Source organism: Aeromonas sp. LsrichE-8G (assembly GCF_022869435.1).
Taxonomy (GTDB): domain Bacteria; phylum Pseudomonadota; class Gammaproteobacteria; order Enterobacterales; family Aeromonadaceae; genus Aeromonas; species Aeromonas caviae.
This window is the reverse complement of sequence record NZ_JALIHH010000273.1, coordinates 1-12,076: the sequence shown is the minus strand read 5'-3', so window position 1 is coordinate 12,076 and position 12,076 is coordinate 1. Positions and strand designations below refer to the sequence as shown.

Annotated in this window: 17 protein-coding genes and 2 pseudogenes; 4 read left to right on the top strand and 15 right to left on the bottom strand. The window is 53.8% G+C overall.

Going from position 1 to position 12,076, the window contains the following annotated elements:
• Positions 1-108: ATP-binding protein (locus MUW49_RS21215; RefSeq protein WP_244813196.1), on the top strand; the 108-nt coding region annotated here is incomplete at its 5' end.
• A gap of 380 nt (positions 109-488) precedes the next feature.
• Here MUW49_RS21215 and istB (MUW49_RS21210) read toward each other — a convergent pair.
• Together istB (MUW49_RS21210) and istA are read right to left on the bottom strand one after the other, a co-directional pair.
• A complete protein-coding gene (gene istB / locus MUW49_RS21210; RefSeq protein WP_161648278.1) occupies positions 489-1,259 on the bottom strand; it encodes an IS21-like element ISAeme17 family helper ATPase IstB in 771 nt (256 codons plus the stop codon).
• Positions 1,256-2,269, bottom strand: coding sequence for an IS21-like element ISAeme17 family transposase (istA, locus tag MUW49_RS21205; RefSeq protein WP_161648279.1), 1,014 nt, complete (start codon positions 2,267-2,269; stop codon positions 1,256-1,258). Before istA ends, istB (MUW49_RS21210) begins: the two co-directional genes overlap by 4 nt.
• Positions 2,270-2,503: 234 nt before the next feature.
• Between istA and istB (MUW49_RS21200) the strand changes: the two are divergent.
• From istB (MUW49_RS21200) to MUW49_RS21190, 3 genes and pseudogenes are all read left to right on the top strand, one after another.
• A pseudogene (istB, locus tag MUW49_RS21200) lies at positions 2,504-2,707 on the top strand (IS21-like element ISAs29 family helper ATPase IstB); the annotation flags it as partial.
• A 98-nt stretch (positions 2,708-2,805) separates the two neighbouring features.
• Positions 2,806-3,117: a hypothetical protein gene (locus tag MUW49_RS21195; RefSeq protein ID WP_113736274.1), complete on the top strand. Its 312-nt coding sequence runs from the start codon at positions 2,806-2,808 to the stop codon at positions 3,115-3,117.
• A gap of 3 nt (positions 3,118-3,120) precedes the next feature.
• Positions 3,121-3,645 (top strand): J domain-containing protein, encoded by a 525-nt coding sequence (locus tag MUW49_RS21190; RefSeq protein ID WP_113736275.1) that lies wholly within the window; start codon positions 3,121-3,123, stop codon positions 3,643-3,645.
• Positions 3,646-3,683: 38 nt separating this feature from the next.
• On the opposite strand, the gene MUW49_RS21185 is transcribed toward MUW49_RS21190, so the two are convergent.
• From MUW49_RS21185 to MUW49_RS21125, 13 genes and pseudogenes are all read right to left on the bottom strand, one after another.
• The gene (locus MUW49_RS21185; RefSeq protein ID WP_162629666.1) at positions 3,684-4,034 is read right to left on the bottom strand and encodes a hypothetical protein; all 351 of its coding nucleotides are present in this window, start codon (positions 4,032-4,034) and stop codon (positions 3,684-3,686) included.
• 109 nt (positions 4,035-4,143) lie between these two features.
• Positions 4,144-4,323, bottom strand: a complete 180-nt coding sequence (locus tag MUW49_RS21180) for a hypothetical protein (protein ID WP_119197638.1) — start codon at positions 4,321-4,323, stop codon at positions 4,144-4,146.
• A 150-nt stretch (positions 4,324-4,473) separates the two neighbouring features.
• A pseudogene (locus tag MUW49_RS21175) lies at positions 4,474-4,629 on the bottom strand (IS5/IS1182 family transposase); the annotation flags it as partial.
• A 96-nt stretch (positions 4,630-4,725) separates the two neighbouring features.
• Positions 4,726-5,643, bottom strand: coding sequence for an IS5 family transposase (locus MUW49_RS21170; RefSeq protein WP_141116504.1), 918 nt, complete (start codon positions 5,641-5,643; stop codon positions 4,726-4,728).
• A 237-nt stretch (positions 5,644-5,880) separates the two neighbouring features.
• Positions 5,881-6,504 (bottom strand): urease accessory protein UreG, encoded by a 624-nt coding sequence (gene ureG, locus MUW49_RS21165; protein ID WP_141116505.1) that lies wholly within the window; start codon positions 6,502-6,504, stop codon positions 5,881-5,883.
• 22 nt (positions 6,505-6,526) lie between these two features.
• Positions 6,527-7,222, bottom strand: a complete 696-nt coding sequence (locus tag MUW49_RS21160) for an urease accessory UreF family protein (protein ID WP_141116506.1) — start codon at positions 7,220-7,222, stop codon at positions 6,527-6,529.
• A gap of 3 nt (positions 7,223-7,225) precedes the next feature.
• A complete protein-coding gene (locus MUW49_RS21155; protein WP_244813192.1) occupies positions 7,226-7,780 on the bottom strand; it encodes a HupE/UreJ family protein in 555 nt (184 codons plus the stop codon).
• 35 nt (positions 7,781-7,815) lie between these two features.
• Positions 7,816-8,385, bottom strand: coding sequence for an urease accessory protein UreE (ureE, locus tag MUW49_RS21150; protein WP_081000933.1), 570 nt, complete (start codon positions 8,383-8,385; stop codon positions 7,816-7,818).
• A gap of 19 nt (positions 8,386-8,404) precedes the next feature.
• Entirely contained in the window at positions 8,405-10,108 is a 1,704-nt protein-coding gene (gene ureC / locus MUW49_RS21145) for an urease subunit alpha (RefSeq protein WP_053288399.1), read from the bottom strand.
• Positions 10,105-10,464: an urease subunit beta gene (locus MUW49_RS21140; protein ID WP_053288398.1), complete on the bottom strand. Its 360-nt coding sequence runs from the start codon at positions 10,462-10,464 to the stop codon at positions 10,105-10,107. The genes ureC and MUW49_RS21140 overlap by 4 nt, the downstream gene beginning before the upstream one ends.
• Before the next feature lie 9 nt (positions 10,465-10,473).
• Positions 10,474-10,776, bottom strand: a complete 303-nt coding sequence (locus MUW49_RS21135; protein WP_053288397.1) for an urease subunit gamma — start codon at positions 10,774-10,776, stop codon at positions 10,474-10,476.
• Positions 10,777-10,799: 23 nt separating this feature from the next.
• On the bottom strand, positions 10,800-11,642 hold the full coding sequence (locus tag MUW49_RS21130; protein WP_053288396.1) for an urease accessory protein UreD: 843 nt from the start codon (positions 11,640-11,642) through the stop codon (positions 10,800-10,802).
• The gene (locus MUW49_RS21125; RefSeq protein WP_244813194.1) at positions 11,639-11,950 is read right to left on the bottom strand and encodes an ATP-binding cassette domain-containing protein; all 312 of its coding nucleotides are present in this window, start codon (positions 11,948-11,950) and stop codon (positions 11,639-11,641) included. The genes MUW49_RS21130 and MUW49_RS21125 overlap by 4 nt, the downstream gene beginning before the upstream one ends.
• Positions 11,951-12,076: the final 126 nt, after the last annotated feature.

Below are 12,076 nucleotides of genomic sequence, written 5' to 3'. Positions count from 1 at the left end.
GATGCGATCCTGGACCGGCTGATGCACAACGCTCACCGGCTGTCACTGAAGGGAGAATCGATGAGAAAGAGGAGAAGTGAGTTGACCCAATCTGAACACTCGAGTTAGAAACGGGGTGACGTGAGCGCGTTAAGGATCAGGGTGTTTGCATATTCCGGTCGAAAATGAACACCTATTCCGGTTTAAAATGAACGCTGATTCCGGCTTGCGTGTACACCATTTCCGGACACCTCAGAGCACGAACTCTGATGTCAGATGAACCGTCATGCTCCAATGACCTGGATCCACAACTGCCGCGCTGCGCTTGGCTGCTGGCTTGTTCGGTGAGTCGAAAAGATGCCTCCCCTCAAAGCTCAGCTTCTGCTCGCAGAATCCCTGGCCGCATACTTTCCGGAAATGGTGTTCACAGATTCCTGTCAACGCCGACCGAAAACTGATCCACTCTGGCTAATTTCGCCGATTGAAAAGTGATCCACCCGGACATGGGGTTAATTGGTTTTGGGTGTGGCCCCCGCTTTGCGTTTCTCTTTCAAACGATAGCTTTCACCGCTGATCTGAACGATGTGTGCATGATGTAACAGTCTATCGAGCATAGCTGCCGTCAGTGTCTGATCATCGGCAAAGGTGCTGGCCCACTGGCTAAAGGGCAGATTGCTCGTCAAGATCAGGCTCCCTTTCTCATAACGTTTGGCGATCACATTGAAAAACAGGTTTGCTTCCTCACGCCCAAACGGCAAGTAGCCTATCTCATCGATCACCAGTAAACGCGGCCCCATCACGACACGGCTGAAGTAGGCATTAAGCCGCTCCTGTCGTTGAGCTGCTTGCAGCTGCAACATCAGGTCTGCTGCGCTGATAAATCTGGTCTTGATGCCAGCCATCAGAGCCCGATAGGCCAGTGCGATGGCAAGATGCGTCTTGCCCACTCCGCTTGGGCCCAGCAGCACTATGTTTTCGCTACGCTCTATAAAAGCCAGGCTGGCCAACTCCTGCAACTGGCCGCGAGGTGCGCCACTGGCAAAGCCGAAGTCGTACTGCTCCAGCGTTTTGACCACGGGTAACGTGGCCAATTTGAGCAAGGTCTGGCGGGTGCGCTCGGTCCTCAAGGTCTGCTCTGCGTGCAGCAACCACTCCAGATAATCGGCGAAGCTCGCCTCCTCGTTGGCCGCCTTCTGAGCTAGTGTTGCCCACTGGGCAGCAATCCCTTCCAAGCGCAGCGCCTGACTCAGGGCCATCAGGCGTTCATGCTGCAAGTTCATACGTTCACCTCCAGCAGGTCTTGGTATACCGATAGCGGATGCTGCAAGCTCTCCAGCGGCATGGGGCGCGCAGTGGCCGTGGTGCCGTGACTAACGGGTAGCGCCTGTGGCAGGGGTAGAAAATGAGGCAGCTCTTGTTGCAATCGGATAGCCGGGACTTCACCGGTAGTGCCATGGCTACGCTGGTTGGCGATGTCTTGCAACCAGGGGCCGATATGGGCATTGGCGGTTGACACATCTAGCGCCAGTCCTGCCTGCTTGAGGGTGGCTGCCAGTGGGGTGACAAAACTGCGTTTGAGGTAGCCGTTGAAGCGCTCGACCTTGCCTTTGGTCTGGGCCCGGTAGGGACGGCAGACGCGGGGGCGAAAACCGAACTCTTCGGCCAAGGCGAGCAGGGCCGGGTGCCAACGATGGTCACCTTCACCGTAGGCATCCCGTTCGCGGATGATGGTGCTGGCATTATCAAATAGCACCTCCTGCGGGACCCCACCGAAGAAATGACAAGCCTCACGCAGTCCGGTCAACCAGGCATCATTACGTTCGTGATCGAAGAAACGGACATAGCTGGCGCGGCTAAATCCCAGGGTAGCAACAAAGGCCTTTAGAGGCCGATTGCCGCGGCGGATAATGGTGAAATCGACCTGCATCTGTTTACCGGGGGCCGTTTCAAAACGGACGATGGTGCCAGAGGCGTCATGGCGCAGAGGCGATAACCAAGCCTTGAGCTGGGAGAGCCCGCCAGTGTAACCATGCTCTCGCAGTTCCCTGAGCAGAACCGTCGCCGGGATCCAGTGTGGCTTCGCTGCCTGGATACGCGCTTGCAGATAGGGTTTAAAAGGATCGAGCTTGGTTGGTCGGGCTGCTCGGTTGGGATAGATTGGCAGGCCCGGGTTGCGCAGATACTTGCGAACCGTGTTACGGGACACCCGCAATTGCTGGGCGATAGCCCGGATGCTCATGCCCTGACGGGCCAACACTCTGATTTCCACTGATAACTCCTGGGTCAACATGGGCGTGGCTCAAAAGCCACGATCTTGGCCCAGGTGGGTCAACTTTACTCCGGCGTTAGTGGGTCATTTTTACATCGGCGGTGACAGATTCCGGAATCACTGTTCAAATTCACCGGAATACGCAGTGTTCACGTTGGCCGGAATGGCTGTTCAACTTCGCCGGAATACGCAAACGCTGAGTGTGGGCCGGACTACCGCCAGGATGTTGGCTTGGATCACGCCTCCAGCAGGCAGATCATGGATGATCGGTATGGAAAATACTCGACGGTAGTGGTCAGTCAACTACCAACGGAAGAGTGGTACGCGAGCTTGGGGGACAACACCCTGGCAGATGCGATCCTGGATCGGCTGATGCACAACGCTCACCGGCTGTCACTGAAGGGAGAATCGATGAGAAAGAGGAGAAGTGAGTTGACCCAATCTGAACAGTCGAGTTAGAAACGAGATGACATGAGCGCGTTAAGGATCAGGGTGTTCACGTTGGCCGGAATGGCTGTTCAACTTCGCCGGAATACGCAACCAATACCGCCCTGCACATGGATGACGAACAGCTCGACTATCAGTGTGACGTTCTTACCCAGATGCTGATGGAGACTTGTGGCCACTGCCCCGATGACATCGATACCTTGCGCGAGATGCTCAAAAACCCCGATCGGTTGAACGAGTACATGATGAATGCGGCGCGCCAGCATATGGCCGAAGAGTGCAACACCGTCGATAAAGAAGAGGATGCCCGCTTCGACGATGATGAGTTGTTTGCCGATGAGCCTCTCTTCGGCACTGAGCAGCAAGATGCTTTTGCCCACGCGCGCACCCGTCGTGAGCAAGAGGAAGAGGCGCGCATCTAACAGTTGTTCAGCAAAACCAGCCTCAAGCAGCTCTATCGCAAGCTCGCCCTGGCGCTGCACCCGGATCGGGAACCCGACCCCGTCAAGCAGGCGGAAAAGACCCGCATCATGGGCCAACTCAGCCAGGCCTGGGAAAACAAAGAGATGTTCACCCTGTTGCAGCTGGCCCACACCCACCTACCCGAGTTCGATAACCTGCTCAGTGACGAGAACCTCGCTTACCTCAACCCGATGCTGAAACGCCAGCTACGCGAGCTCGAAGTCAGCTACTACGGCGGGCAAGACGGGCTAATGGGCGCGGTGCTGCACAAATTCAAGCAATCATCCAAGAAAAAGACCGAGCAGGCCTTTGCCGAACATCGGGACTATTTGCTGCGTGATATCGACCACCTGACTGCCCAGCTGGCCGAGATCACCACCCTGCAGACCCTCAAACCCTATCTGGCGGCCCGCTGGGATCAGAAGCAAATGAGGTGGGCTGCAAGGTTCGATAATATCATTGTTCATTGGCGACAATATATTGCTTAGTAACCACAAAGTAACTGCCACTTTGCAGGTTCAAATTTTCAGCGTGCATAGATCCGGCATAGCTCTTGTAGAGCCGCGAGATCTGGAACTTTGATACAGGCTGCTGCATGTCCTTCGTACAGTTCAGGGGCGCAAGATTTCAAATTACTATTGCGAGTTTGTTCTGGTTGATAATCTGTTCGTTGGAGTATCCGCAAGGTTGGGTTCGAGAGCCAGCTCCCTTGTTGCACAAAAATTGTGATGCCCTGATTCTCCAGTATCAAGGCTAATGGATAGATACCTTTGAGGCGGAATCCAGCAACTTTTTTCGTTTGATTGACCATTTCGAACCATTCTGGGCTATTGGAAAAATAATCCAGAGCTTGTTGTACTGCATGGGAGATACTCATCGTGAATGTTCTCTCTCTTGATCATTATGGATGTTTTTCGAGCTGATGTGTGGTGATTAAGCTGCCATCACTCATGCTCTTTATGTTGGATGGTGCTCATAAGAAGCCATTATTCCATGCTGGTTTTGTCCTGGTCTGCCTGTTTTCTCTGGTTTATACCGTTGAGCGTTAATGCATCATTGAGCTGTTCTGCTGCTTCGGAAAAATGGCGCAGTGCAGCCGATAACTCATGGAGATTGAAGCGATCAACTTCAACGATACCTTCTACCTTACCTGCTATTTTCTTCATCTAGGGAAGGTGCGAATAAGCGGGGAAATTCTTCTCGGCTGACTCAGTCATCTCATTTCTTCATGTTTGAGCCGATTTTTTCTCCCGTAAATGCCTTGAATCAGCCTATTTAGACCGTTTCTTCGCCATTTAAGGCGTTATTCCCAGTTTTTAGTGAGATCTCTCACACTGACGTATCATTTGGTCCGCCCGAAACAGGTTGGCCAGCGTGAATAACATCGCCAGTTGGTTATCGTTTTTCAGCAACCCCTTGTATCTGGCTTTCACGAAGCCGAACTGTCGCTTGATGATGCGAAATGGGTGCTCCGCGAATTCAACTTCGAAGTGCGACACTCGCCTATGCCGCGGCGTTGTTGATCAAATCCGTCGCTGGATGGCCGTTCCCCAACCCGTTGATACCACTCAATTCACTGGCTGGCGAACAGGCATACCAAGCCCTATCAGCTTGTTCATCACCTTCACGCCAGCCAGGATTTCGCCCACCTGGGCGTTGTAGTTCCGCAGGCTCAGCGTTGGCCCGATGAGTTGCTTGAACCGGTACATGGCGGTCTCGGCTATCGAGCGCTGGTGATAGCCGGAGTCTTTCTTCCATTGCTTCAGTTCACCGGCTTTGAGCGCCGTCACCGCCTCGTTGCGGGGATGGCCTTCCTCCCACGGTGCCGCATTTTTTCTCGGCGGTATGGTGGCTTTCGCCCCCTTCTTCTTCAGTAGCGCATGACAGGCCTTGGTGTCATACGCACCATCGGCGCTGACCTGTTTTATCTTGCGTCGTAAGGGGTTGAGCAACGTCGGTAACACCTCGTTATCCGCCACCGTCTCCAGGCTGACTTCGGCAGCGATGACCGCATGGGTTGTGGCATCCACCGCCAAGTGGAGCTTGCGCCACACTCGTCGCTTCTCCTTGCCGTGTTTGCGAATTTTCCGTTCGCCTTCGCCATAGACCTTGAGGCCGGTGGCATCAATGACCAAGTGAGCCACCGGGCCTTGGCTGGGGACGCGGTACTTGATGTCGACGGTCTTGGCGCGCTTGCTGATACAGCTATAGTCCGGCGACTGCAAAGGCACCGCCATCAGTTGGAACAACGAGTTAATGAAGCCTTCTAGCGCCCACAGCGGCAACTTGAACAAGCCTTTTAGCATCAGGGCCGTCTCAATGGCGGTGTCACTGTAGTGGAAACCTCTCCCTCGGCGGCCATGGTGGACCAGGCAATGCCACTGCTTAATGGCTTGTTCGTCCATCCAGATGGTCAACGAACCGCGTTGCACCAAGGCTTGGTTGTACTGCTGCCAGTTGCTGATCTTGTGCTTGGACTTGCCCATCTGATGCTCTCGGAGACTGCGCTACAGGATCAGATCACCGAGATGACAGATAGTTCCCCGATTTGAGCAACAAGGCCATCATACCTCAGAAGCCGCGCCACGCCTCGCTCATACGAGGGGATGGTTAAGGATAGTTCCCTGATTTGAGCAACAACGCCGCTGATCTTTCGTTTTCAAGGTGTGAATTTTTAAAATAAGCCCTGAGCCTGTCAAAGGATAACAGGGCTATTATATACATTACGCTTTCGGCGTCAGCATGCCATGCGTCACAATAAAGTCGATGATGGTATCAACTCCCTGACCGATTTTCAGATTGGCGAATGTCCACGGTTTTTCTGGCCGCATGCGGTTGGTGTCTGATTCCATCACATCCAAACGAGCGCCAACATACGGGGCCAAATCGATTTTATTGATCACCAATAAATCGGATTTGGTAATGCCAGGCCCGCCTTTGCGTGGAATTTTTTCCCCTTCCGCCACATCAATCACATAGATGGTCATATCGGCAAGTTCTGGGCTGAAGGTGGCACTCAGGTTGTCGCCACCGCTTTCAACGAAGACTACATCGAGATTGCCGAATTTCTCACTTAACGCTTCGACAGCGGCCAGATTCATCGATGCATCTTCGCGGATCGCGGTGTGTGGGCAGCCACCGGTTTCCACGCCGACAATACGCTCGGCAGGTAACGCGCCTGCTTCGGTTAAAATTCGCTGATCTTCTTTGGTGTAGATATCGTTAGTGACGACGGCGATCTCAAAGTGATCACGCATCTTTTTACATAATACTTCTAACAGCGCAGTCTTGCCGGAACCAACAGGGCCGCCAACGCCAACTCGTAATGGGGATGATGTTTGAGTCATGAGAGTGTCCTTTCCAATCTGGTTATGAGCGGAACAACCGCGTGTATTGTATTTCGTGGCACGCACTGGCGATGGCGAGGCAAGTTAAACTGCCGCCGATCTCATCGTCTTGCACGGCGCAAGCTCGTTGGTATTTTTCAGGCAGTTGCGCGGATAACTTTCGAAGCAATGTCTGCCCCGCTTGCTGACCAATGGGCACTAATTTAATGGCGGCCATGACGGCACCTTCCAGCAACGCGAATCCCCAGCCCAACGCTAGTTGCTCGACACTCAGGTTGTTTTTTGCACCAAACCACACCATGCCGGCCAGCTGTGAGCGTTTCAGATGAACGGCCATATCAGCACTGCCTGAAATGCCCCAATCTTTGATCACACGGTAAAACGCATCACCGCGCTGCCCCTCTTCCAACCGAAACTCTTCGCTTTCGCGGCTCGCTACCAGCAAATCGATAGCGTCTACAAAAGCAGTCAGATTGTCTTGCCGGGCAGCAACGTAAAGGCGGTTGAGAAGCGGCCAGTCGAGATAGACCAGCCCTTCGTCCATTTGATCAGTCAGCCATTGTTCAAATTCAGCGGCGTTTTTAACCCAGCCAGTTTCAACTGCCCATTCCAGCCCTTGCGAATAGGTAAACCCACCCACTGGCAGATTAGGGCTCATCAATTGGAACAGTTGTAACCAACTGACTGGCGAGGTTTGATTGAGCGCTGAAAAAATCATGAATTAACCCGCCAACAGTGCTGACGCCGAGGCAAGCACCACTGCCGCCCAGCCTTTTTTCAACCATGCAATGTGGTTCGCCTTGCTGCCAACCGCATAACCCACCGCCAGTAACACCAGCGATGAAGCCACGGCGCCCACAGTAAACAACGCCACTTGCCCAACAGGCGCTTCAACGCCATGCGCCCAACCATGGAACAGCGCAAAGCAAGGCATCATCCAGCTCAACACTGACAAGCGATTTGGTGCAAACATCAACGCACCAGCAAACCAGAGTGAGGCAAGCACCAGCGGTTCCACCAGATTATTACCACCCAGCAATACGCCTGCGCCAGTGCCTACAGCCATTGCCAGCAGCGTCAGTAATGGCAGCGATAAGCGACGACCCGTTAATGCCGCCAGAAATCCGCTGCTCAGTAACATCATCAAATGGTCAAGGCCAGTCAGTGGATGCAACACCCCCGATGAAAAACCGTGCTCCATGTGCCCAGTGTGAGCAAAGGCAGGCGTAGCCAGTAACATCAGAACGATTGCGGTAGTCATACGTGATTTGTTCATCGTTAATTTCTCTTATTTACTTATCAGTTAGTTGCTTATGACGTTTTCAAAAAGCCATGCATCGGCACGACGGTCGCTGCACTGGCTGCATGAGAGTGAGCATGCAGATGATCATGGTTGTGACCATGTTCGTGATCATTATGATGATGGTGATGCCCTGCGCCCGCTTGCGATTGGTAAGCGCCAGCCTCTGGTTCAAATGGCGCAAGCTCAACCGCAACCGAGCCACCTAAACCAACCACCATCTCATCGAGCACATAATCGTGCTGATAACGGGCAAAACCGGCCTCGATTTGCAGCGGTACATGGCGATTACCGAGGTGATAGCAGATCCGACTCAGTAGTAACGGGTCATTGCAGCGCACCGTGGAAACCTGCTCTTCGGCGGCTTTTACCATCACGACAACTGCGCCAGCATCGTCAGTCAAACACTCGCCGCCACGTAATAGCTGACCACGAGTCAGGAATAGACCGGCTGCATCGCCATTATCTAAAGTGACTTTCAGGCGGCTTTTGATACGCAGATCGATCGGCAGTGTCAGCGTTGTGAGTAGCGCTTTTCCTGCTGCTTCTTCTGTCGTTAATCGTTGTGTGAGTCGAATCATTTTGTGTTCCCAAGTTCGCCTAGAATAAAAAGTAGCGCTGTGCCATTGGCAACACCGCAGCCGGTTCGCACGTCAGTAATTCGCCATTGGCGCGCACCTGATAGGTCTGGCTGTCGACTTCAATCAATGGCTGCCAGTCGTTGTGGATCATGTGTGCTTTCTTCACTGAGCGGCAGTTCTTCACTTCCCCAATCAGACTGTTTAATCCCAGTTGCGCAGGCAAACCAGAGCGAATAGCCAAGCCAGACAGGAACGTCATGCGGGTCGAATGCATCGCACGACCGAGCGCACCAAACATCGGGCGGAAATGTACCGGTTGTGGCGTTGGAATAGACGCATTGGCATCACCCATCGGTGCTGCGGCAATCATGCCTCCCTTCAAAATCATGGAAGGTTTCACACCAAAGAAAGCCGGACGCCACAACACCAAATCGGCTAATTTGCCCGGTTCAATCGAACCGACTTCATGGCTGATGCCGTGCGCTAAGGCTGGGTTAATGGTGTATTTGGCGATATAGCGCTTGATACGCGTATTGTCATGTCGTGCTGGGTCGCTACCGAGGCTGCCGCGTTGCACTTTCATTTTGTGCGCAGTCTGCCATGTGCGCGTGATCACCTCACCGACACGTCCCATTGCTTGTGAATCGGACGAAATCATCGAGAATGCGCCGAGGTCATGCAGAATATCTTCCGCCGCAATAGTTTCACGACGAATACGTGATTCCGCAAATGCCACATCTTCAGGAATAGCGGGGTCGAGATGGTGGCAAACCATCAACATATCGAGATGCTCATCGACGGTATTCACGGTGTAAGGGCGCGTTGGGTTCGTAGAAGACGGCAGCACGTTCGCCAGCCCGCACGCTCTGATGATATCCGGTGCATGCCCACCACCCGCACCTTCGGTGTGATAAGTGTGAATAGTGCGATCGCCAATTGCTGCCAGTGTGTCTTCGACAAAACCGCTTTCGTTGAGCGTATCGGTATGAATAGCCACTTGCGTGTCGGTTTCTTCCGCCACATTCAGGCAGTTATCAATCGATGCGGGGGTAGAACCCCAATCTTCATGCAGTTTCAGGCCTATCGCACCTGCGGCGACCTGCTCATGCAGCGCATCGGGTAAGCTGGCATTCCCTTTACCGAGGAAACCCAAGTTCATCGGCAGACTTTCTGCTGCTTCCAACATACGCGCCATATACCAAGGGCCCGGCGTACACGTTGTGGCGTTGGTGCCCGTTGCCGGGCCTGTGCCCCCACCCAACATGGTGGTCACGCCAGAGCAGAGCGCTTCGTCGATCTGTTGCGGGCAGATGAAATGAATATGGCTGTCGATGCCACCCGCTGTGACAATAGAGCCTTCCCCCGCGATCACTTCGGTGCCCGGGCCAATCACTAATGTCACGCCCGGTTGCACATCAGGGTTACCCGCTTTGCCGATGCCCGCGATACGACCATGTTTAACGCCGATATCGGCTTTGACGATGCCCCAGTGATCAATAATCAGCGCATTGGTGATCACCAAATCAAGGCAATCACGGCTCAGTGCTTGCCCCTGCCCCTGACCATCGCGAATGACTTTTCCACCACCGAATTTCACTTCGTCGCCATAAATGGTGAAATCTTTTTCCACCTCCAGCCATAACTCGGTGTCAGCCAACCGCACCCGATCGCCCGTGGTTGGGCCGAACATATCGGCATAGGCTTGTCTGGAAATAATACTCATGCCTGAACTCCCTGTTCGTTCTGTGCACCCTGATCACTTTGCGCAATTTCATCTAACGGGCCCATCACATCGCCACGGAAACCATACACATGGCGGCGCCCCGCGTATGCCACCAACATGACCGTGCGGGTCTGGCCCGGTTCGAAACGCACCGCAGTGCCAGCAGGAATATCAAGGCGAAAACCGCGCGTGGCAGCACGGTCAAACTGCAAGGCAGGGTTGGTTTCAAAGAAGTGGTAATGTGAGCCGATCTGGATCGGGCGATCGCCTGTGTTGGCAACAGCCACTTGTAACGTCGCACGGCCTTCGTTGAGTAGCAGTTCACCATCGGCAACCTGAATTTCTCCGGGGATCATAGGCGCTCCTTAAATGATGGGTTGATGAACGGTGACCAGCTTGGTGCCGTCAGGGAATGTCGCCTCGACCTGCACATCAGGGATCATTTCGGGTATGCCATCCATCACCTCATCGCGAGTCAAAATGGTGCGACCGTAATTCATCAACTCGGCGACCGTCTGGCCATCACGGGCCCCTTCCAAAATCGCAGCACTGATCAGCGCAATCGCTTCCGGATGATTGAGTTTTAAACCACGCGCTTTACGTCGCTCGGCCACCAGTGCGGCGGTAAACAGCAGTAACTTGTCCTTTTCGCGAGGGGTCAGATCCATCTTGTTCTCCTTGTAAACCGTAATCAGGTATTCCAGATCCGCGGACGACATGCGGGGCACCCAATCACCGTCGGGCGCAATGCTTGCCAAATCGTCTGCATTAATTGTTGTAACGGCTCGTTGTGTGCGCCGAGCAAGCGCACAATCAGTAAGTCATTGAGTAAGGTCACGCCAGCCGGTGCTGCGTAGCCTTGCAGTAATTCACGTACCAGTTCCCGTTCTGTTTCAGAACAAGGCGATGCGATGAGGGTCGCGACCAGCGGATAGCCTGCTAAACCTGCCCGGCGCTCGAGATCAGCGGCATCAAGCACCCGCAACGATTCATTCAGGCATAACCGCTGGTTACGATAGACGCGCCAACGGCTGCGTAACTGCCCTTCCAAAAATCGCTCTTCATTGACGGGCCGACCAAGCGAGATGCACTCCCAAGCGATCAATCGCGAATCACTTTCCAGATGGAAGGTGCTCTGCAGTTGCAAATTGGCACCGGGAAACAGAATGTTATCTTGCGGTAGCCACTCCAAAGCGGCACCTTCCGCCAGTTGGAAGGTTTGTGTGACCTTCGATTGTGGCCCCGCGCTACGATAAAACTTGGTGGCACCAGGGGTAGTCAGCAGCGCATGCGCCTCCTGTTCCACCTTAATTTGCACATCGAGCTCATCGCCACCTACCACGCCACCCGGTGGATGCAGCAGGTAGAGATGACAAGGCATGCCTTCGGGGTAGAATGGTCGTTGCACGGTCAGCGGGCCGTACTGGCGTCGTTCGGCCAGCACGGTCTGATTGCCGCGACGAGAAAACCCCAGCGACAAATGCGCTTGCCAGCCGGTTTGCATGGTTGCTATCGCTGCCGGTTGCATCGTCATACCGTCAGATATTCCTTGATCAGCCCTTCGTTGAGATCAGCCATCAGGCCGTCAGCAACACGACGACCGCGATCGAGCAGGCAGAAGCGATCGCCGACTTTGCGGGCAAACGGCAGTTTCTGTTCGACCAGTAACACAGTCAGGCCGATATCACGGTTGAGTTTGCGGATGATGTCGCCAATTTCACTGACGATGTTCGGCTGAATACCTTCGGTGGGTTCATCTAAAATCAGCAGTTTCGGATCAAGCACCAGCGCACGACCAATCGCGAGCTGTTGCTGCTGACCGCAGGGCCGACGCATGATCATTCTCTGCACAAGTTGATCAAGTCTCGATCAGTTGAACGGCTCCAAGTACGATTTTAATTGTACCTTGCGTTGCCAAGCTGTAAATAGTCGAGATCTTAACCAACTGTTTATTATTATGGCCCAGAA